This window comes from Streptomyces sp. NBC_00539, assembly GCF_036346105.1.
GTDB lineage: Bacteria > Actinomycetota > Actinomycetes > Streptomycetales > Streptomycetaceae > Streptomyces.
Genome location: NZ_CP107812.1, coordinates 20,440 through 40,611 on the forward strand (window position 1 = coordinate 20,440; position 20,172 = coordinate 40,611).

The 20,172-nt window shown below is 68.9% G+C and carries 18 protein-coding genes and 1 pseudogene; 9 read left to right on the plus strand and 10 right to left on the minus strand.

Annotated elements, in window-relative coordinates:
- Positions 1-519: 519 nt before the first annotated feature.
- Together OG861_RS32330 and OG861_RS32335 are read left to right on the plus strand one after the other, a co-directional pair.
- Entirely contained in the window at positions 520-861 is a 342-nt protein-coding gene (locus OG861_RS32330; protein ID WP_329203337.1) for a VOC family protein, read from the plus strand.
- 444 nt (positions 862-1,305) lie between these two features.
- On the plus strand, positions 1,306-1,443 hold the full coding sequence (locus OG861_RS32335; RefSeq protein ID WP_329203335.1) for a hypothetical protein: 138 nt from the start codon (positions 1,306-1,308) through the stop codon (positions 1,441-1,443).
- Between the two features lie 673 nt (positions 1,444-2,116).
- On the opposite strand, the gene OG861_RS32340 is transcribed toward OG861_RS32335, so the two are convergent.
- Positions 2,117-2,473, minus strand: a complete 357-nt coding sequence (locus OG861_RS32340) for a hypothetical protein (RefSeq protein WP_159047101.1) — start codon at positions 2,471-2,473, stop codon at positions 2,117-2,119.
- Positions 2,474-2,636: 163 nt separating this feature from the next.
- Here OG861_RS32340 and OG861_RS32345 point away from each other — a divergent pair, with 163 nt between their 5' ends.
- Positions 2,637-2,810, plus strand: a complete 174-nt coding sequence (locus OG861_RS32345; RefSeq protein ID WP_329203331.1) for a CsbD family protein — start codon at positions 2,637-2,639, stop codon at positions 2,808-2,810.
- Positions 2,811-2,922: 112 nt separating this feature from the next.
- On the opposite strand, the gene OG861_RS32350 is transcribed toward OG861_RS32345, so the two are convergent.
- The 5 genes from OG861_RS32350 to OG861_RS32370 all read right to left on the minus strand — a co-directional run bounded on the left by OG861_RS32350 (position 2,923) and on the right by OG861_RS32370 (position 6,075).
- Positions 2,923-3,450 (minus strand): PP2C family protein-serine/threonine phosphatase, encoded by a 528-nt coding sequence (locus OG861_RS32350; protein WP_443056823.1) that lies wholly within the window; start codon positions 3,448-3,450, stop codon positions 2,923-2,925.
- Positions 3,451-3,561: 111 nt separating this feature from the next.
- A complete protein-coding gene (locus tag OG861_RS32355) occupies positions 3,562-4,452 on the minus strand; it encodes a ribosome-inactivating family protein (RefSeq protein ID WP_329203329.1) in 891 nt (296 codons plus the stop codon).
- 56 nt (positions 4,453-4,508) lie between these two features.
- The gene (locus OG861_RS32360; RefSeq protein WP_329203327.1) at positions 4,509-5,378 is read right to left on the minus strand and encodes a Crystal protein ET79; all 870 of its coding nucleotides are present in this window, start codon (positions 5,376-5,378) and stop codon (positions 4,509-4,511) included.
- Positions 5,379-5,458: 80 nt separating this feature from the next.
- Positions 5,459-5,710 (minus strand): hypothetical protein, encoded by a 252-nt coding sequence (locus OG861_RS32365; RefSeq protein WP_136215290.1) that lies wholly within the window; start codon positions 5,708-5,710, stop codon positions 5,459-5,461.
- 167 nt (positions 5,711-5,877) lie between these two features.
- Positions 5,878-6,075: a hypothetical protein gene (locus OG861_RS32370; RefSeq protein WP_329203323.1), complete on the minus strand. Its 198-nt coding sequence runs from the start codon at positions 6,073-6,075 to the stop codon at positions 5,878-5,880.
- 162 nt (positions 6,076-6,237) lie between these two features.
- Here OG861_RS32370 and OG861_RS32375 point away from each other — a divergent pair, with 162 nt between their 5' ends.
- Both OG861_RS32375 and OG861_RS32380 read left to right on the plus strand, forming a co-directional pair.
- On the plus strand, positions 6,238-7,638 hold the full coding sequence (locus tag OG861_RS32375) for a LuxR C-terminal-related transcriptional regulator (protein ID WP_329203320.1): 1,401 nt from the start codon (positions 6,238-6,240) through the stop codon (positions 7,636-7,638).
- A 661-nt stretch (positions 7,639-8,299) separates the two neighbouring features.
- A pseudogene (locus tag OG861_RS32380) lies at positions 8,300-8,488 on the plus strand (ATP-binding protein); the annotation flags it as partial.
- Positions 8,489-8,842: 354 nt separating this feature from the next.
- Here the strand turns inward: OG861_RS32380 and OG861_RS32385 are convergent.
- Complete coding sequence (locus tag OG861_RS32385; protein WP_329203318.1) at positions 8,843-9,325, minus strand: hypothetical protein; 483 nt, start codon at positions 9,323-9,325, stop codon at positions 8,843-8,845.
- Positions 9,325-9,480 carry a hypothetical protein gene (locus tag OG861_RS32390; protein ID WP_329203316.1) on the minus strand — a complete coding sequence of 52 codons (156 nt, stop codon included), beginning with the start codon at positions 9,478-9,480 and terminating at the stop codon, positions 9,325-9,327. The genes OG861_RS32385 and OG861_RS32390 overlap by 1 nt, the downstream gene beginning before the upstream one ends.
- Positions 9,481-10,472: 992 nt before the next feature.
- On the opposite strand from OG861_RS32390, the gene OG861_RS32395 reads away from it, so the two are divergent.
- Together OG861_RS32395 and OG861_RS32400 are read left to right on the plus strand one after the other, a co-directional pair.
- A complete protein-coding gene (locus tag OG861_RS32395) occupies positions 10,473-13,493 on the plus strand; it encodes an RHS repeat-associated core domain-containing protein (RefSeq protein ID WP_330261993.1) in 3,021 nt (1,006 codons plus the stop codon).
- 81 nt (positions 13,494-13,574) lie between these two features.
- A complete protein-coding gene (locus OG861_RS32400; protein ID WP_329203312.1) occupies positions 13,575-13,790 on the plus strand; it encodes a hypothetical protein in 216 nt (71 codons plus the stop codon).
- 568 nt (positions 13,791-14,358) lie between these two features.
- On the opposite strand, the gene OG861_RS32405 is transcribed toward OG861_RS32400, so the two are convergent.
- Together OG861_RS32405 and OG861_RS32410 are read right to left on the minus strand one after the other, a co-directional pair.
- Complete coding sequence (locus OG861_RS32405) at positions 14,359-16,752, minus strand: UvrD-helicase domain-containing protein (RefSeq protein ID WP_329203310.1); 2,394 nt, start codon at positions 16,750-16,752, stop codon at positions 14,359-14,361.
- Between the two features lie 263 nt (positions 16,753-17,015).
- A complete protein-coding gene (locus OG861_RS32410; RefSeq protein WP_329203308.1) occupies positions 17,016-17,390 on the minus strand; it encodes a hypothetical protein in 375 nt (124 codons plus the stop codon).
- Between the two features lie 212 nt (positions 17,391-17,602).
- Between OG861_RS32410 and OG861_RS32415 the strand changes: the two genes are divergently transcribed.
- Positions 17,603-18,265, plus strand: coding sequence for a hypothetical protein (locus OG861_RS32415; protein ID WP_329203306.1), 663 nt, complete (start codon positions 17,603-17,605; stop codon positions 18,263-18,265).
- Positions 18,266-18,516: 251 nt separating this feature from the next.
- Entirely contained in the window at positions 18,517-20,088 is a 1,572-nt protein-coding gene (locus tag OG861_RS32420; RefSeq protein WP_329203304.1) for an alpha/beta hydrolase, read from the plus strand.
- Positions 20,089-20,172: the final 84 nt, after the last annotated feature.

The following is a 20,172-nucleotide window of genomic DNA, read 5'->3' on the forward strand; positions in this document are numbered from 1 at the left end:
TTGTGGAGCGCTGGGCAGGCCTTGCACCTGCATCCCCCCACGGGAAGTGGGGTGTCTTTCCTTGGACCACCAACGCCAGGCCCGGCAACTGGTGAAGCTGCGGACTCAAGATCAATCATACGGCATACCCGACGAGGTCACTCGGCTCGGGTGGGCCGTTGCCGGGCGGGGGGAGCCTGGAAACCAGCGGGACCGGCCAGCGTCACCCAGGTGAGGTGACCGGTGACCGGCTCGGTCGGGGCAGAGCAGGGCAGAGGAGGCGGCGAGGTCACACAGATGGCGGTGACGGCTTTGACGGACCGTCAATCCCTGTGGGGGCCGGGCTGGGGAAAGGCCCCCGAACGGGGCTGCCTGGAGAGGGGTGCGCAAGGGATGGCCCTGCGGTAGCCGGCCACGCCTGGCGTGGAAGCGCCGGTCGCAGCCACGTGAGCGCGTCGAAAGCTTCGAAGGTCGTCGGCCGCAGCTCTGCGAAACGGTTGGTACCGGCGGGTGTCGGTGGTCGTGGTTAGGGTGACGATCATGACTATGGCAGCAGTGATGATTACGGTGGACTGTGCGGAACCGCAGGAGTTGGCCCAGTGGTGGGCCACTGCGTTGGGAGGCGAGATCGCCCAGGACCACGGCGACTTCGTCATCGTCAAAGCGCAGCCTCTGGCGCTGGGTTTCCAGCGTGTGGCCGAAGAGCGGCGCGGCAAGAACCGTGTACACGTCGACTTCGCCGCCGCGTCCGGCACGGGCATGGCGCGGGAGGTGGAGCGGCTGGTCGCTCTGGGGGCGAGCGTCGTCGGCGAACACAGCATTCCCGGCCTGACCTGGACTGTGTTGCAGGACCCGGCCGGCAACGAATTCTGCGTCCACTGACAAGCATCGCCACCGTTCCGGTCACGGCCACTCGTTGATCAGCGGTAGAGGCTCCGACCGCCGTATCTGGCCGTGAGCTTGCGGGTCTCATCCGTGTTCAGGCCCAACGCGGCCGCCACGGCCGCGGACTCGTGAGGGCGGGCATGCCGCGCCGGCCATGACCGCATCAGTACGTGAGTCTGAGCTGGCGGCTTGCTTGTCAGCTTGATGCTGATCGGCACCGGCCCGCGGCCGGGGTGGCCCGGTGGTCCGCGGCCCCGGGTGCCCGGGAGGTGGCAGCGGTCTTCGCTCGGGGGTGGCGGCCGAGCATCGGGAGCAGCAGGGGGGCCGGCACGGGATCACGTAGCGGGCAGCGGTGGTTGGGATGTGCGGCACTGGAGCGTCTAGGGCACCCTCGCGGTCAACGCCAAGCCCAACGGGACCACCGTCCTGGTTCTGACGGGCATGGTGAGCTCCGGCCTGTTCACCGGAGCGACGGTCGTCCAGACCAAGGTCCTGGCCAACACCGACCTGACCGCCTGCGCCACCGCGCAGGGACTGGCCTCCGTCGGCGGCCCGGTCACCCTGACCGTCACCGGGTGACGAAGCCCCGATACTCCTGGCGTCCCACTGCCTGAGGCGCGTCCGCCGAACCGGGCCGGGCCGGGCCGCTTCCGCCCGGTCCTCGGACACAGTTGCCCCCGCCCGCTCGGCAACCCACATGACGCGATCGAGGACGTCTTCAAGCACTGACCTACGCGCCGTGAGGGCTCGGAACGCGGAGCGGTCCAGGCCTTCACACATCCCGGCGGTCAGTCGGGGCGGTCAAAAGGTGGCGGGCTAGGGCCGGGTGGGCTGGGGCAGTTCGGCCAGGCCAAAGAGAAGGGGAGACCGCCGACTACCAGGTTTGGAATGCGTCGGGTCAGGGTCAGCCGTTGCGCATCATGGTGTTGATCCAGGTGGTGAAGGTGCTTGATGCGGTTGAATGCGGGACTGCTGGAATTGGGGGCGGCTAGACCGTTGGGACCCCGCTGCCCACCCCCTCCCGGCACGAGGCGACGGCACCCGCGCCGCCAGCGTGGGCCTGCCCGCACACACCAGCCACTCTTTCCGCTCCTCGCCGCCGGCGACTTCTGGTTCGACGACCCCACCGCCGACCACCACGACGGCACCAACAGCCGCCTCCACGCCTGACGCGGACAGGGCACAGCAACGGGTCTCAATGCCCCCGGCTGCGCCCGCACAGGCCCATCGGCATGCCCCGCGGCGTCCGGGCTCAGCTCGACAGCACGGCGACGGCGATGACTACCGCGAGCATCAGCACCACGCAGCCGCAGGTGGCCAGAGTGTCACGCCGGGCACCCCTTATCCCCTCCTTGGTGTCGACCCGCCAGGAAGGGTCTAGGACCACCTCACCGGATTCAAGCTCCGCCACCACCCGCTGAACCTCGGCGTAGGAGTACACGGTGAAGGTGCTCTCACCCAAGGTTCCGTAACTCTTCTGCTCCTTGGTCCCCACCCCGTGGGTGGAGGCCACCTGAGGCACGAACCTACGTCTGACCATCCAGAGAGCGGCGGCCCTGTCGGCCGTCACCCAGTTGAGGCCCGGGGGCAACGCTTCTGGTGTGGTCATGCCCGCCATGGTGCCGCTGAGGGCGACATGGGACATCCGCAGATTTACGTAAACGACTACGCACCTACCGCATAAAAGCCCGCATGGCGCCATGACGTTTGAGGGCGGTGATCGCGAGCACGGGAGTGTCACGACCAATCCGGTACTACACGAGGAGGTCCCCATGTCGGGCACCGAGAAGACCAAGGCCCACGCCGAGCAGGCCAAGGGCAAGGCCAAGGAAGCCATGGGCCGCATGACCGGCAACCAGCGGATGACCGCCGACGGCCACGCCGACCAGGCCAAGGGCAACGCCCGCCAGGCCAAGGAAGACGTCAAGGACACCCTCCGCCACTGAACCGCACCCCGCGCGCAGCCTCCTGGCTGTGACGCCCGCTGGGCCCCGACCACCTCCCCCGGGTCGGGGCCCAGCCCTGTGCCCGAACCTGCCCGGCCGGGCATGGCCCGGCTCAGGCGGGGGTGCCGCTGGCGGTGTAGGCGCCGTGCGAGTCCAGGCACAGGACGGTGGCATCGTCCACGGGCGGCCGGCCCTCGTAGGCGTCGGTGACAGCGCCGACCAAGGCGCGTACCACTTCGCGGGGGTCCTCCTCGGCGGTCTTGCGCAGGAGGCCGGGAAGGTCGACGCCTTCGGCGTCGCGTTCCTGCATTCCGTCCGTGTAGAGCGGGAGCCGGTCACCGGGTCGCAGGTCAAGGTCCTGGACCCGGTAGAGACCCTGGTGGGCGACACCGAAGGGCAGGTCCACGGCCAGGCTCAGTTCGCTCACTGTGCCCTCGCGCAGCCGCAGCGGCCAGGGGTGGCTGGCGTTGACGAGCTGGGCGCGGGTGCCGTCCAGGGCGATGCGCAGCAGCTGGCCGGTGGCGAGGCTGTGCCGGCCGTGGTCGAGGAGGGCCTGGTGCCGGCGCCGGAGCGGGAGAGCGATCCGTGCGGTCAGACGCTCGGACGGCCCAGTGGTCGAGGCGGACGAGGTCTGAACCACGGCGTCCGCGAGGCTAAAGGCCTGATGCCCCCGCGCGTAGGGGCATGGCGAAGCGCTACCGCACGACACCGCCCCGTACGAGGCCCATACGGGGCGGTGCGCTGTCCGCCGCTACCTCTGGTCGCTGCGCAGCATGGCGATGTAGTGCGTCGCCTGGGCGTAGGTGGTCACGGTGGCGCCGCCGATGTCGGTCGGCGTCGGGCGGGAGCCGTTGCGCTCCTGGTAGATCCACCGGGAGCCCCGCCCCCAGTCGTTCTCCTCGGCGGCTTCCTGGGCGGTCAGGGAGGTACCGCCGCCGAGGGCTTGGCGCACTGTGCCCTCGATGTTGCGGAAGCGGGCCGACTCGGAGGTCAGGGCGATCGCGGCGACCAGGTGGTTGCGGATCGCGTTCGCGTCGCCTCCGTCGCGGGCGAACTCCCACAGGGCGTTCATGTTGCCCCACACCCCGTTCGGAGTGATCCACAGCTGCCTGCTCTGGGTGTCGCCGTGCTCCAGGCTGTGGTTGCCCCCGTAGCGCCCGCTGTAGGGGAGAACGATGGCGTTGCGGCCGAGCGCATGGCCGAGGTCGAAGGGTTCCTGCTCCCCGACCTGGCTGAACTGGACGACGTTTCCGGCGTTGCCGGTGGAGAAGCCCCGCAGGTAGAGGTTGTTGGCGGTGAGGTAGAGCGTGACCGTCCGCCTGACGTCCTGACCGTTCTCCTGCCAGGTGTAGGTGGCGTTGACGGCGATGACCTCATTGCCGCGGCTGGTCTCCCACACGGCGTCCGAACCGGAACCGCCCACCATGGTGCCGGTGTTGCGCAGCGACCTGATGAAGTCCGAGTAGCGGGCGCGCAGGGTGTTGGAATTGGTCGAGGTCAGGTCCCAGGCGACCGTGCGGACGGGGACCTGGAGGGCAGAGACGGGGGCTGTCTCGGGCCGTGAGTCGGCGGCCTGGGCGGCGGGAGCGGCCACGGCCAGCAGGGGCAGGCACAGGAGTGCCGCGACGAGGGGCTTGCGCATCGGGGTGTTCCTCATTCGGGTGGGTGCCGGTGACGTGCGGGGCGGGGAGGCGGCGGTCAGTTGACCGTGAAGACGACGTCGGCGTTCTTGCCTCCGCCGCCGGCCCGGGCGCAGGAGTGGCCCGCGGGAACCTGGCAGTCGTAGGAGTTGCCGCCGGAGAAGGGGTTGTCCCAGCGGAAGACGACCTTGCCGCCGCCGGACATCTGGTATTCGGCCGAGCCCTCCGTCCCGGTGGCGAAGCCGTCGGACTCGCTCTGCCAGCGGGCCACCGCGCCGTTGTTCATGACCGACGGGGGCAGGTTGTCACCGCTCCATATGCCGTGGTCCAGGCCCGCACCGGTCCGGGCAAGCAGGGCGCCGGATTGGTTCACCACCGTGACGCGGACACTGCGCACGGGGGTGACCGCGAGGGCTCCGGCCTGTGAGAGGGCCGAGAGCCGGGCGGTGGACTTGGCCGTCAGGGCGAAGTTGACGGTGGCGTTGTTCCCGCCACCGCCCGAGCGGCTGCACTCGTAGCCCTCGGGGGCCTCGCAGCTGTAGGAGTTGCTGCCCGCATAGGGGTTGTTCCAGCGGATGGTCACGTCCTTGGCCGTACCGGCGATGTTGTAGGTGACGTGACCCTGGGTGCCGGTGGCGAACCCGCAGGACTCGCTGCTCCAGGAGGCGGAGACGGTCTTGGCGATGGCATCCGGGGGCAGGCCGTCCCGGGACCAGCACCCGTGGTCCAGGCCGGAGCCGGTGCGCAGCAGCTGGCGGCCCGTGCTGTTGGCGAAGACGACGCTGGTGCTGCGCTCGGCGGACTGGACGGAGGCGCCGCCGGGGGCCGGGGCGGCCTGGGCGGCGGGGGCGAGTGCGGCGGCGCCGCCGGCCAGAGCGGCCAGGAGGGCGGCCGAGGCGGACCAGCGGGCACGGGTCCTTTTGGACATGTGCATGACAAACCCTTCGTGTGCGGGGTACGAGGTATGTGAGGGGTGGAAAGGGGTGAGGGGGCCGGGCGGGCCGTCCGTCAGTCGACGTACCAGAGGAGGTAGCGGCTGGAACTGTCGTTGGGGTTGCACTCGTAGCGGCTGTACAGGCCCAGGCCGACGGTGAGCGAACCGGCCTGGTTGCACTGTGCGTAACTCGCGTACGAGCCGCCGTAGATCCGGTACTCCTCGGCGGCGCTCGCGGCGCCGGAGGAGACGGCCACGAGGGCGGCGGCGGCACAGAGGCCGGCGGCCAGTCTGCGGGGGGCGGTTCGGGGCATGGCGAAGCGCACGGGGAAAACCTTCCGTTGATTGATCGGAGCCGTGCGCCGCGTACGGCGACGCACGAGAGACCGGACGCGTCCGTCGACGCGCCCTGCCGGCGACCGGGTCGGGCCCACAACCACCCAACCGACAGCGGATGGAGTCCGCTGCCCCCGCACCCGGTCTCCCAGGCGGCTCAGTCGAGCGGCTTGCGGGGGCACCAGGAGTCGCCCCAAGCCGTCGTCACGAGGCAGTGCTTGTTGTCGTGGCCGCCGCCCTGCGGGGGTGTGATGGTCGTCCCGTGCACATCGGCGGTGGCCGCGGCGGCGCCGCCCCACACGATCCCCGTGCTCAGTACGACCGCGAACAGTGTCCGCACCACGATTGCGCGCATGGCGTCGATTCCCCTCGTCTCGGCGACAGTTCGGCCACGGCGGGCGGTGCTCCTGGTCGGGGAGCCGTCCCTGCCGTGGTCACCACACTGCCAGTGGATGGATGGCACATGCATCCCCGAGGAGGGATCATGATCCTGCCAGGCACGTTTAGGAGGCATGCGATGGAGACGGACAGCGGACCCGGCACGGCGGCCCAAGTACCCGGCCTCGACAGCGCGGCCGTCCTGCTCTACCGGTGGACGGTCATCCACGAACGCCTGACCCCGGCGACCCTCGCGCAGGCCGCGGCCGAGACCGGAGTGAACCCGCGGGCCTGCCTGGCGGCCCTGCGGACACTCACCGACTCCTGCCTCCTCACGGAACTGCCCGCCGACGACGGGGCGGGAGAGCCGGCCGGCTGGCAGCCCGTGAGCCCCCAGGCCGCCACCGCGCAGTTGCTGTCGGACCGCGACACGGCCCTGCGCGCGCAGGAAGAGGCGCTGCGGGAACAGCGCCGGCGCATCCAGCTGCAACGCGACGGGCTGGCCGCGCTGACGCCGGTCTACGTCCAGGCCCGCCAACACGTCTTCCCGCAGGGGACCATCGACCACTTGCCGGACAAGCTGGCGGTCCGCTCGCTGCTGTCGGACGTGATCGACTCCTGCCACAGCGAGGTGCTGGTCTCCAAGCACGGCGGCTCGTTCCCGCCCGCGGCGTTGCGGGAGGCGTTGCCGCGCGACGTGGCACTGCTCGGGCGGGGCATCCGGATGCGGAGCCTGTACCAGCACGCGACGCGCTTCGACCAGGCAACACGGCTGCACGCGGAGGAACTCATCGGAGCGGGCGCCGAGATCCGGACGCTGCCGGAGGTACTGCCGCAGATGATCATCGTGGACGGGACGCTGGCCCTGCTGCCGGCCAGGTCGGGCGGGGCGCTGCTGATCCGGGAGCCGGACCTGCTGGCCTACCTGCTGGACGTCTTCGAGCGGGACTGGGAGAACGCCGCGCCGTTCGCGACGGGGCCGCAGGCCGCGCACGACGTGTCCAAGACGATGAAGCAGAGCATCCTCGTGCTGCTCGCCAAAGGGCTCAAGGACGAGTCCGTCGCGCGCCGCCTGGGCATCTCCCTGCGCACCTGCCGCCGTCACGTCTCCGAGCTGGTGGAAGGGCTCGGCGCGCACAGCCGCTTCCAGGCGGGGGTCATCGCCGAACGCCAGGGCCTGACCGCCCACCCGGACCGCCCCACCCCGCCCGCCCCGCCTGCGCCTGCCCCGTCCGCCACGGCCGTGCCCACGTCCGCCCCGCCGCCGGTGCCCCGGCCCGCGTCGGCCGGGCCCGGGGCCTGTGGGCCCGGGGCCGGTGGGCCCGCGGTCGGCACGGGGTGTCCCGGGTGTGGCGGGGCGGTGGCCGTGCCCGCCGCGGTCCCGGACCGGGCCGGTGGGCGTCCGCCCCGCTACTGCTCACCCCGCTGCCGCTCGCGCGCCTACCGGGCGCGGCTGAGGGAGCAGGGGACCGGACCGGGTGACGGCGCCGCCGCGCCGGACCGTACGGGCGTCACGAAACCCGCCGACCCCGTGACGTAACCCCTGGTGCCGTTGCGAATACTGCGACAGCCTTCCCCCGCAGATCAGGGATCTGGTCATCGACGCGGTCGTCGAGCTGCTCTCCTCCCAGCACCCCTACCGCGACTACGGCCTGGACACCGACAAGGTCTGCATCGAGCCGGCGCGCTCCACCTAGCCCCGCCGGGCGCACATCCTCAACTTCGATCACAACCGCGGCTGGCTGCGCTCCGTCTTCATCCGCGCAGCGCCGAACCTCACATCGTCATCGAGACCGTCTTCTGGCCGTAGCCCCGCGCCCGGGAAAAAGTCCGCGCGGCCACAGGCCGGACGCCGCCACCCGCAACGGTGCGTCACCGCTTCCGAGGCCGTTACTTCTTCGCTGGTGAATCGTTTTTCCCGGTGTTGCGACGAAATACAGGCCGCTCCCCCCGCCGTTCCGCGACACCGGCCCGGGCGCCACGCGTCCCCCCACGGCCCTGAACCGCACCCCCTTCGCCCGCGACAGCCGGCCAAGCCGCGCCAGAGGCCCCCGCCAGCGCGGCCGGGAGCGGACCAGAATCACGTCCAGAACGTCGCGCGACCCCCACGGGCACCCTCCCACGGACGCCCCGCGCCGGTCGGGCCAGATGCCCGACGACCAAGCGGGCCTGTTCCGGGCCGACTGTGTGCCCGACCGGCCGCCCGCCCGGACAGCATCGAGGTGGCCGTCCACGACCCCAGCCCGCAGCCACCGCGCATGCGCACCCCCGACCTGAACGGCGGCACCGGAGGCTTCGGCTGGCCCATGGTCAAACGCCTCGCGCGCATCACCCGTGTCACCGACGCCCCCGGCGGCGGCAAAATCGTACGCGCCTTCCTGCCCCGGTAAAACACACCGCAGCACGTCGCCCACCCGGCGGCGTTGCCGAGATGAGCATTCCTGGACGTCCATGTGGATGCATACGGCGGTGCCCTGTTCGGGGGTGGTACGAATTTCGACCAGATCGCAGACGCCGCGTCGCTGCCGCCAGCGGCGGCTTGCCCAGGGTCGCCTAGTGTCTCTTCGATGGGTTGATCAGTTGATCGGATGTGCCTGTCCCACCTGGGAGATGATCCTCGCCGCCGTCCTGGCAGCGGCGGATGCGGTGTGGAGCAGCTGAACGTCGAGCTGGTTGGCCCCCTGACGAAGCCCGGATCGTTCTCGAAGCCGCCCGAGCGGCCAACCGGGCTCTGATCAGAGCTCTCAGTCAGTGCGGCTGAGACGCGCTGCCGGCATCGCTTCTTGCATACGACCCGTCCGAAGAAGAAGGCCACGAACGCCGACGGTCAGCGCCCAGAGCAGAAGTGGAAGAACGGCGGCTCGTTCCATACCTCCCATGCCGAGACCGAGGTAGTGGTCGGAGAGAAACAGCCCGAAGGCCGTGATCGCCATGGCTCCGAGCACGATGGTGCCCCACCGCAGGGGAATCGGTACGTGTTCTGCCATGCCGAACCCCGTCACGATGAGACCTATGTTGCCCACCGCCATGATGAAGAGGGCACCCAAGACATGCTGGTTCTCGTTGATGTCCGCAGGGGCCAGCCCGGCCAAAACGAATCCCACACCGGCACCGGCCAGCAGCAGTCGGGCCACAGGAGCTACCCGTCCCCTGCGCAAAAGGGCGCCGCCGGTCAGGGCGACACCGACAGCCAACAGCATCCCCAGAGCAACGAACGAAACATTCATCAGACCGTGGTCGGGGGAACAGATGTACCTCGGCGCAGGATCTGGTTGCACAGCGCAGTGACGTTGCCCAAGTCGCTGATGTTGTTCCGCGCCCAGCTGTACGGCCTGGCCCAAGCCGACTCGGTGATCCGATGGATGATGAAGAACTGCACCACGCCCACGATCCATGCCGAGTACCCGATCCGGACTCGCACCCGTCCACCTTCCGCCACCCGAATATCGTGCGGTCAGCCGATCACGCGACGCTGGACTCAGGCACTCCGACAAGCCCCCGGAACAGGGTGGGGCAGACCCTACTGCGACCGGAGCCAGGGGTTCACACAACGAGCCGCATCAAGTAGCGCCACAGGTGATGCACAAACTGACGTACCGGGGTGGGACCCGGTCGGGCCTGCTTGGCGCGCCTTGCGTACTCCCCCACCGCTGGTCCTGCTCTGCCGCGGGCTTACCGCCCCAACGGCCGCGCCTGGTGAGTGCGCCGAGCCGGGCCGCAGGGGCCGATGCAGGGCCGCATGGTCACAAGATCGGCGGTAGTGCATGAGAAAGTTCCGGCCAACTAACTTGGCCGCCGACCGTGTGACAGCGCCTTTCCAACGCCCGGCAGCCGGGCACGGCCGGAGGGACCACCGGTGTGGAACTTGGCTGATTTCAGCGCGGATATCGAACACATTCGCGGGCAAGGCGTGCGGCGTCTGGAAGCGTGTGGGGCTCCGGCGGCCGTTGGTGCCGCTGTCGATTAACTTCCTGTGGGGGGAAGCTGATGGTTCCGCGTCTTTCCGGCACGTCTCCTCGACGTGCCCGTTTCCGAGCACACCACCCGCTGACAGCCGGCCTGGTCGTACTGGCCCTGGGCTCCTCAGCCCTGCCGGCCTTCGCGCTCCCTGCCGCCGGTCCGCTCCCTGGGCCCTCCGTGTGGGGTAAGAAGGCGGAGTCACTTGAGGTCCCTCCCGTACGGGTGGGAGAGAACAAGCCGGTCGCCAACAAGCCGGAAGCACAACCGTCCAAGGACCGCGCGGACTGGCGCGAGATGCAGCGGCGGCGCTCGCGCACCACCGACACAGCCAGCCGCCTCGGCGATGCGGCGTCGGCGAGGGATGCCACGGGCACGGCGACACCTCTCGTCTTCGTGCCAGAAGGACAAGGGGCGGTGCCTTGGCACCAGGTCTCCGACTTCCGGATCACGGACGCTCTGGTAGCCCGGATCGACTACTCGACCGGCAACCTCATGCTGGCCGCCACTGACTTCGAGATGGCGGGCGTCGGCCAGAAGCTCAGGCTCGCACGGACCTACAACTCCTTCGACGCGCCATGGGGGAAAGTCTCACAGCGCTGGTGGCAGGAGTACGAGCGCTACGCGCACGTGTTCACCAACGAGGTGGTCGTCTATGACACGACCGGGGACGCGGTGCGGTTCACGAAGAACAACGACGGCTCGTTCACGACTCCCTCGGGCTATTCAAAAGACCTGAAGAAGAACACGGACGGGACCTACACGCTGACCAACCGCAAGAGCGGGGTCAAGGACACCTACGACGCGAACGGCACCCTCACCCAGGTCACCGATCGCAACAACGGCTCCATCACTGTCACGCAGCACGACGAAGGCGGTGAGCAGAAGGGCTTCAAGCTCACCGAAACCCGCTCCGGCCGGTGGATCGACCTGCTCAAGACGGATGCCTCACAGTGGCAGGCCAAGGACCACACGGGCCGTACCGCCGTCTTCGACCTCAACGCGGCCGGGGACCTCGCGAAAACCACGGACACCGAGGGCAAGTCCACGGCCTTCGGTTACGACTCATCCAACCGCCTGGTGAAGATCACCACCCCTGAGGGGCGGGTCACGGTCTTCACCTACGACGACCAGAACCGTGTCACCTCCATGCTGCGCGCCACGGAGACCAACGCCTCCGGCCACACGGGCCCCACCTACACCTACGCCTACAGCGCGGCCAGCCCCTCGGACGCCGGTGCCACCACCGTCACCGACCCCGAGCGGCACTCCACGGCCTACGAGCACAACGCCAGAGGCGATGTCACCAAGACCACCGACGCCCTCAAGCACGAACGGTCCAAGTCGTTCGACGCGAACCACAACGTGGACACCGCCAGTGACGCGATGGGCGTCGGAGGCACGGGCGCCAACGTCACCGACTACGGCTGGGACACCCGCAACAACCTGACGTCGGCCAAACTACCGACCGGCGCGACGTCTTCGGCGGGCTACCAGACGATCGCGGGCACCGACGTTCCCAGGACGTCGACCAGCGCGGATAACGAGAAGACCGACTACACGTACGACACGGCGGGCAACACCAAGTCCGTCGCCGTCACGGGCACCGGCGGAGGCAATCAGAGCTTCGACTACAACCCCGCCTCTGCGGCCTGTGGCGGGTTCGAAGGCCAGCGCTGCAAAGTCACGACGAAGACGAGCGACACCGCATCGGTGTCGACATCCTTCCACTACGACGCGAAGGGCAACCTCGACCGCGTCACCCCGCCCGCGCCGCTGGGTGTCACCACCTACCGCTACGACGAGCTCGGCCGGCCCGTGTCAGCGCAGGACGGCCGCGGCGTCACCACCACGTACACCTACGACCACCGCGACCGCATCAAGAAGGTCGACAGCTCCAATTACTCCACCGTCACATACGAGTACGACGGAGACGGCAACCTCAAACAGCGTTCCGACGGCACCGGGGTCACCAAGTACGACTTCGACCCCCTCTCCCGCGAGACCGTCCGCACCCTGCAGAACGGCTCGCAGACCAAGCTCGCCTACACCCCCGCCGGCAACGTCGACTACTACCAGGACCCCTCGGGGATCACCGACTACACCTGGAACGAGGTCAACAAGCTCAAGGATCTGAAGGACCCGACCGGCAAGGTCACTACGTACGAGTACAACGAGAACGACTTCCGCAAGAAGACTCTTTACCCCGGCGGAACGGTACAAGAGGTCACCCCGGACAAATCCAGCCGTCCCGAGAAGATCAAGGCCACTTCCTCCAAGGGAACACTCGTCGATCTGTCGTACACGTACCTCAACGGGACGAAGGACGGCGGGAAGATCCGCACGAGCACCGATGCCGTCACCGGCATGAAGACGACCTACACCTACGACGCGGCCGGCCGCTTCTCCTACGCCAAGGAGGAGAAGGGCACGGCCTTGAACTCCTCCTGGCAGTACTGCTACGACCTCGCCGGCAACCTCACCTCGCAGGGCGTGGACCCCGGCTGCCCGCGCGGCACGACGTACACCATCAACGACGCCCAGCAGATCACCGCCAAGAACGGTTCCTCCGCCAACTGGTCCTACGACAAGATCGGCAACGAAACAGCGGGCGCCTCCACACCGGAAGGCACCCGCACCGCCGAAAAGTGGACCGACCACTCCCAGCTCACCTCCCTCACGGTCGGCGGCAAGGTCTACGACGGCCAGTACGGCTCCACCGACCAGAGCGAACGCATAAAGCTCGGTGACACCTTCTTCCACAACGGACCGCTCGGCCTGTCGGCCAAGACCACAGCCGGCGTGGACATGGGATTCAACCGGGAGCCCGGGGGCACCTTGAACTCCATGACGACCGGGGGCAAGTCCTACTACTACCTGACCGACGCACTCGGCTCCGTCATCGCGCTCACCGACGAGACCGGCACCAAGGTCAACACCTACTCCTTCAGTCCCCGCGGCGTCCAGCGCGCGGCTACCTCCGAGAAGGTGTCCCAGCCCTACCGGTTCGCCGGCGGTTACCAGGACCCCACCGGCCTCTACCACTTCAAGGCCCGCTACTACGACCCCAACATCGGCCGCTTCACCCAGCCCGACCCTTCCGGCCAGGAGAAGAACCCCTACCTCTACTCGGAAGGTGACCCGGTCAACCGCATCGACCCCAACGGCCTCTACAGCCTGACGGACGCCGTGGACGACGCCAAGGAAGTCTCCGACGCAGTGTCCAGTGGACTGGAAGGCGACACAGACGCCCTCTGGGGCCAGGTCGCAGGCCTCGCCACCGGCATCGTCATCGAATCCGCGTGCCAGTTCGTCGCCGGTTTCGCGGGAGCACCAACGGCCGGCGCCGGAGCCGTCGCCGTCGAAGCGGGCTGCGCCTACGGAAGCGCAGCAGCCGGGGACTGGGTAGCCAATTCCGTGGAAAGCAGTCTCAAGTAGCACCGTGGAAGGAGGGGCGGCCGGCCCAGTGCCGGCCGCCCCGGTCCACAGGCATGACGTCAGTACGGAGGGATGAAGGACATGCAACGCATCATCGGCGGATACGGGTCACAGTCCGCCATCCGTAGAAACGCCTGGATCGTTGTCGCCGGCTCGGTCGTCCTCTACGCGCTGGCGGCCCTTCTCGCGACGAAGGGAGGCTGGCAAGCAGCCTTCCCGGTTCTTCTGGTCGCCGTGGTGGTCGATGCCGTATGCCTCGTGGTCTGGCTAGCGTTCCGCTCCCGACGAGCCTCATGACCGCATCTGCCCCGATGTGCCAAAACCGACGAAAGGACCGGACAGCATGTATTTGGCCGCACACCGTTGGACTCCCGGTGGCACGCTCGGCATCATCCTCTTCATCGCGGCGATCGCCTGCGTCGTCATCCCCATCGTCATCAACCGGAGGAAGCGACGATAGTCGTCCATGCAGAAGCCCGCGCAGTCGCTTCCTCAGTGGGGACACGAGGGGGCGGGGTTGATGGTCCACCTCGTTTACACCAACCAGCCCGACCGAAGGCCGGGCCCACCGGCGCTGGCCCTCGGATGCTCAGCGGATCACCTGGGAGATGCCGCCAACACCGGCAGCAGCCTCGAAGGCAGCCGCTCACCATGTGAAGACGCCGTTTTCGTCGACGAGCGCATCTGACTCCACGGACGCGCGCACTCGTGCCGCGCCCGATCCAGGAATCCAGGCCGATGTCCCTGTCTCAGCGGGTGCTGCTCCTGCTACTCGTCGTTGTGGTGCCTCGCTGTCGTCGGCAGTGCCGCCGTCGCGGTGCCTTTGGGGATCCTGATCAGCTCCACAGGGCTCTAGCCGCCGGTTTCACCGGGCGTGGGTTGCCTTGTGCAGGTGTTGGCGAAGTTGTGCACGCAGTTGCGGTTGCGGGGCGCTCGCGCCGAGCCGTCGCAGGAAGTCGGCGGCCTCCCAGGTGATCAGGCCGCCTTGGCGGGAGAGGTACAGGCCCACCTGGTCGATGCCGAACTGGTCGTCGTAATCCAGCAGGAGGTATCCGGCGAGCTGGTAGATCTCCTCGCGGCCCAGGCGGCGGGGGTCCTTGGTGGCTTTGCAGTCCAGCAGGAGGCCGTCGAGGATGTAGTCGGCGTCGGCGCCGCCGATGTCGCCGCTGCCGGTGAAGACCGGACCACACACCCGGGCGCTTTGCGGTAGGGCCCGGAAGACAGCGAACGGGCCGTCGGCGAGCTGCATCTGCTGATCGATGTCGGTCACGACGTACTCGGGGACAGCCGCGGTGAGGTCGTCCAGGGTCGTGGCGGGGGTGGCAGAGCCGAGCATGCTGAAGCGGCGGATCTCACCAGTGCGGGCGATGTCCTCGAAGAAGCCGGCAACGAAGCACAGCCGGATGAGCGTGTCCTCCTCCAGGCGGCCGGGATCGGCGAGGTGGGCGTCGACGGTGGCCAGCAGCTCACGACCCGCGGTGTGAAGGGCTTTGCGGGAGGTGCGCGCCGGTGCTCCGCGCAGCCGCCCGGTCTCGTCGAGGAGCATGACGCCGGCGACGACGGCCAGTCCGAGCCGGCCGCCGAGGCTGAGGCGGAGGCGGTAGTCGATGGCGTGCCCTAGGGCTGACCAGTTCGGGTACTGCACGTCGATCGGCTGGACCGGGTGCGGGAGGCCGGCGATGCGGGTCTGGTAGTCGCGGACCAGGTTCTGGCTGTAGGGCAGGTGGGCTGCCATGAACTGCGAGATCGGTGAGGAGTCGTATCTCAGCTGGCCGGTCAGACTCAGTTCGATCATTGGCCGCCCGGCTACCGTGCCGTCCCGGCCGGCGTCGGACGTGGTCTTTTCGTACTCGTCGATCCAGGCGATGCCCTCGGGGTCCAGCAGTTGACGGGCGCGGCTGACGGCGACGTAGATCAGTCGCGCCTCGCTCGCGTTCAGTGGGCGCTGCAGGCCGTGGTCGTCCACCGGCGGGGCCATGAATCCCTTGCCGATGCGTACTGAGGGCCACTCCCGTCCCTTCGCCTTGTGCGCGGTGGAAACGGTGACCTGCGCCTTGTCTTCCGGGGAGAGGCGGTCCACCGCTTCGATGATCTGGTCTGGCCCGTAGGTGTCGACCAGCTGCACGATCGCTTTGAGGTCCTGGCCTGCCTTGTCCTGCTCGGCGTACTCCTGCACCTCGCCCCAGGAGGAGAACAAGAACAGCTCCGGGTGGCTGGTGCGCTGCCCGACCTTGAGTTCCAGTGCGGCCTTGGCGATGCGCTGCAGCGCGCTGCCTCCGCCGGTCAGCGCCACCGGGATGCCGAGTCCCAGGTAGGACAGGACTTCGCTCATCGCGTCCACGTTGCCCCGGCACAGCACCGCCTCGGGCTGCGCCACCTTGCCAACTCGGGAGGCGGGGCCGTGGCCGGTCAGCTGCATCTCCGACTCGGCGTGTCCCAGCCACCGGTTGGCCACTTCGGCGATGGCCGGGCCGAAGCGGAAGGACTGGGTAAGGCGCAGCTGTTCGGCCGGGAAGCCGGTCATCACATCGCGGGCGTTGCGCCAGCCGTAGATCTGCTGGGCCGGGTCCCCGACACAGATTCTCTGGGCGTGCTGGGCGAGGAAGACTTCCTCCAGGACGGGGTTGGTGTCCTGCGCCTCGTCCAGAAGGACGAAGTCCGCGCCGAGCTGCGGGGAGGTCATCGCCCACAGCTTCATGTAGTGATCGTGCTCGAACCGCAGTCGGCCCGCGGGCGAGCAGATGTCCTCCCACGCACGGTGTGCGTAGGGCAGCAGGATACGGGCGAGGTAGTCCTGGCCGGGGCCGTCGAGGCCGTTGACCGGCTCCATGTGGCGTGCCATGACCTGCCGGTCAGTGGTGTAGCAGAACTTGCGGACCATGCCCATCACCAGGCGCGCGGCGTGGGTTGTCTTGATTTGGCGGGAGTTGACGTCGAGGTCGTGGGTGATGCCGAGCAGGCGGGCGGTGTGCTTGGCGGGGATCCGGGCCGAGGCGTCCAGGCGCTCGCGGTAGTGGTGGCCGACGGCGCGGAAGGCCAGGGAGTGCGCGGTGCGGCATTCCACATTGGACCCGAATCGCCCGCGGGCGTCATCGGCGATCGCCCGGTTGAAGGCCACGTACAGCCCGCGCTCGCGGGTCGCGGCGCCCATCAGGATGAGCGTGGACGTCTTGCCTGTGCCGGCACCCGCGACCAATGCCAAGTCCCGGCCGGAGGCAAATACCTCACGGGCAGCCTGCTGTTCCTTCGTCGGCTCCATGTCCTGGGGTTCCTCCCTGGGAAGCGCGGTTTCACGAACCGCAGCCCCAGAGATTCCCCACGCTGACGACCGTGAGTCAATGCAATCACACGTTCGGTGATCATTTTCGGACAGAGGTGGGTGTGTGCGTATGTGCTGTGAACCCGAGTTCGACCGCGCGTGTCGGGGCCAGTGCGGTGGCGAGGTCAGGTGCGGGGTTATCTCGGCCAGTCCGCGCCTGCTGGAACCGGGTAGTACGCGTTCTCCTCACCTACGACCGTGGCCTACCGGAGGGGAACGAGCAGGCCGAAGGCGACCGCCGCCCGGCGACACCCAGCCAACGCCGCGGCGAGTTCGACGCGCACATCCCTCCCCGGCTCGTAAGCGGCGGCCGCCGCGCGGACGGCCGCCTCGCGCAGTTCACAGCGGGCAAGGTCCGCTCCCCCCGGCAGGCCCGTGCAGGAGGCTGCGCCCTCAACCGCGTCCAGAAGCAGCGCGATCGTCTCCGGAGCGTACGGGTGGCGGCGTACGTACACGTCCAGCGTCCCCGGCACCCACGCGGCGAGCTGGGCGTGGATGGCCTCACACACGGCGCCGACCGCGTCGGCGGACGCCGACCGGACGGTGATGTCCTCCATGACGTCCGTGGTGGCCCCCACTACCGACAACGCCTCGGCACTCCCCTCAGCATCCGCCTCCGCACAGCTGATGACGCTTTTTGCGAAATCCCCATCCCGTGCGTGGGGAATGGACAGACCTGATCGCCGCGATTCCTCACCCACCCGTAGCCGTCGCGCACCGCGCCACGTGGTCCTGCCCGGTGCGGCACAATCGCGTTCGACTGGGCGGACACGATGGTGGGGGTGGGAAAGTGGGACTTTTTGGCTCGCGAAGCCGGCGTACGGGCATACCGAACGAGCCGGCACTACTGGCTGCGGCTGCTGAGAATCCCGGCGGAAGCGTCGCCGAGATCGACCCGTCGTACATCGACGACCCCAACGGCTACGTACCTCCCGAGGCGATCCGCGGCGCGTGGGTGGTGGACAGCAACGGGCAACTGACAGGCAAGTACCAGGAGAACCCCCGTCACGGGGTGCCACAGGACGACTTCAGCAAGCTCACCGATCCTGATCACTGGCTGGGCTGGCTCGGCGATGATCCGGCGGCCGCCGTCCGGAAGGGCATCGAAGGGTCATTGTGCGCCCAGGTGGCAGACGCAGTGGTCGAGTGGGTCAAGGTCCTTGAAGCGCCCCGGTTTCTGACGGCCGGGCGTCGACATGCTGAGGACGAGCAGGTCATGTTGGTCACCCGCGCGGCACTCGCCGCGCGGTTTGCGTTGTCCGTGCACTCAGCGCAGCACGGGCGTTCCGTCCTCCTTGGGGTGTTCTCCTGGGCGGCGGTGAACCTTTCACCGCCCGGATCACGAAAGGATCGGCACTGGCTTGACCTGGGCGTCGGGTTGGACTGGGCCGGCGAACGGCTTCAAGGGCGGCTCTACGGGATTGACGACGCAGACGGCACCGCCGAGCAGTAGATCGGTACGCCACTGCGGTACCTGCGGGGAGATGTGAGGCTGGGGGCTCATGACTGTAAGGGCAACCTCTCATAGCGCACTCTCGCCGACGGTCTCCTCCCGGAGGAGGAGACCGGTCCGGGACGCAGGTCCCGGACCAGGCGTGGACAGGACGGGGGTCCTCGTGCCCTCGAGTGATGTGCCGTACCAGGGCGGGTTCCTAGCCTCGGGGCATGCGATCACACGAAGCGGACGATACTCAAGGAGACCCCGTGGCCACTGTCAGCCCCGCCACACGCCGCGCCTTGGCCGTGAGCTTCACCCTCGCCGCCTGCCTCACGTCCTCCCCAGTCCTGGCCACGGCCGCCGAGACCCCCGCCCAGGACAGCTCCGGGGCCGGACTGGACAGGTATTACCGCCAGCACCTCGGCTGGGGCAGCTGCATCAAGGGCGCCGACGACACCACGGGCCGCGATCTGGACCAGGCGGGCGTGCAGTGCGCCGACGTGACCGTGCCCCTGGACTACGCCGACCCCCGGGGGCGCACGATCACCGTGGCGATCTCCCGGCTCAAGGCCACCGACACCCGCCATCGCATCGGCGCGATACTCCTCAACAACGGCGGTCCGGGCGGTCCCGCGCTCCAGTCTCCGCCGCAGGCCCGTGCGTCGATGAAGGAGGTCGGCGCGCGCTACGACATCGTCGGCTTCGACCCGCGCTTCATCGGGCGCAGCACCGCGCTGGACTGCGGCTTGCCCGTCGGCATGACCTGGCTGTCCGCCGGCACCGGCCGGGCGGGCTTCGACCGCCAGGTCGCCCTGCAGAAGAGCCTCGCCGACAAGTGCCGGGCCAAGGACGCCGAGGTGCTCCCGCACATCACCACCCGCAACACGGCCCGCGACATGGACGTCATCCGCGGCACGCTCGGCGAGCGGAAGATCTCCTTCCTGGGCTACTCGTACGGTACGTACTTGGGCACGGTCTACACGCAGATGTTCCCCGGCCGCCACGACCGGATGGTGCTGGACGGGGCGATCAACCCTAGCGACTACCGCCCCCGGCTGCTGAGGGGCACCGAGCGCGAGAACGAGAAGGCTCTGTCCGACTGGGCCGCCTGGGCCGCGGAGCACCACGACACCTACGGCCTCGGCCGCAGCCGCGCCGAGGTGCTCGTCGCCGTCGACCGCATCGTCGCGGCGGCCGCACGCGGTGCGCTGACCATCGGCGTCGGCGCCGATGCCTTCCGGATCGACGACAGCCAGGTGCCGCTCCTCCTCTTTTCGGGCATCGCGGACGACACCGCCCCGGCGCGGGCGTCGTTCGGCGAGCTGGTTTCCGCTCTGGCCAAAGCCGCGGAGGGCCGGCCGGCGACGGTGCCGCCGATGCTCGTCCCGGAGCTCCGGTACGTGCTGCGCGGTGAGGGCGAGCCCACCGGCGCGCAGTCCGCCGTCATCTGCGGGGACGTCGCCGCCGCGCGCGATCCCGAGCTCTACTGGCGGGACATCGAGCGAAACCGCATCGCGCACCCGCTTTTCGGCGCTCTGACCAACAACATCAACCCGTGCGCCTTCTGGGACTCGCCGCGCGAAGAGCCCACCCGGGTGCGGCGCGATGTCTCTGCACTGATCGTCGCCGCCACCGGGGACCCGCGTACGACGTACAAGGGAAGCGTCGAGCTGCACAAGCAGCTGCCGAGCTCCAGGCTGGTCACCCTCGAAGGTGCCAACCGGCACGCCCTCTTCGGGCGTTACGGCAACGTGTGCGTGGACGACCAGGTCAACCGGTACCTGGCCACCGGCAAGCTGCCGGCGAGGGACCGGACCTGCGTCAAGCAGGCGGGGTAGCGGCCCACGGTTCACGTTCCGAACGAGGAGTCCGGTCCGGGAACACGGGCTCGATGCGGGCCCACTGGGCGTCAGTCAGCGACA

What these genes read in the sequence shown, in the direction of transcription:
- OG861_RS32330 (WP_329203337.1), top strand. Translation starts at nt 520, where the DNA reads ATGACTATGGCAGCAGTGATGATTACGGTGGACTGTGCGGAACCGCAG.
- OG861_RS32335 (WP_329203335.1), top strand. Translation starts at nt 1,306, where the DNA reads ATGGTGAGCTCCGGCCTGTTCACCGGAGCGACGGTCGTCCAGACCAAG.
- OG861_RS32340 (WP_159047101.1), bottom strand. Translation starts at nt 2,473, where the DNA reads ATGACCACACCAGAAGCGTTGCCCCCGGGCCTCAACTGGGTGACGGCC.
- OG861_RS32345 (WP_329203331.1), top strand. Translation starts at nt 2,637, where the DNA reads ATGTCGGGCACCGAGAAGACCAAGGCCCACGCCGAGCAGGCCAAGGGC.
- OG861_RS32355 (WP_329203329.1), bottom strand. Translation starts at nt 4,452, where the DNA reads ATGCGCAAGCCCCTCGTCGCGGCACTCCTGTGCCTGCCCCTGCTGGCC.
- OG861_RS32360 (WP_329203327.1), bottom strand. Translation starts at nt 5,378, where the DNA reads ATGTCCAAAAGGACCCGTGCCCGCTGGTCCGCCTCGGCCGCCCTCCTG.
- OG861_RS32370 (WP_329203323.1), bottom strand. Translation starts at nt 6,075, where the DNA reads ATGCGCGCAATCGTGGTGCGGACACTGTTCGCGGTCGTACTGAGCACG.
- OG861_RS32375 (WP_329203320.1), top strand. Translation starts at nt 6,238, where the DNA reads ATGGAGACGGACAGCGGACCCGGCACGGCGGCCCAAGTACCCGGCCTC.
- OG861_RS32385 (WP_329203318.1), bottom strand. Translation starts at nt 9,325, where the DNA reads ATGAATGTTTCGTTCGTTGCTCTGGGGATGCTGTTGGCTGTCGGTGTC.
- OG861_RS32400 (WP_329203312.1), top strand. Translation starts at nt 13,575, where the DNA reads ATGCAACGCATCATCGGCGGATACGGGTCACAGTCCGCCATCCGTAGA.
- OG861_RS32405 (WP_329203310.1), bottom strand. Translation starts at nt 16,752, where the DNA reads ATGGAGCCGACGAAGGAACAGCAGGCTGCCCGTGAGGTATTTGCCTCC.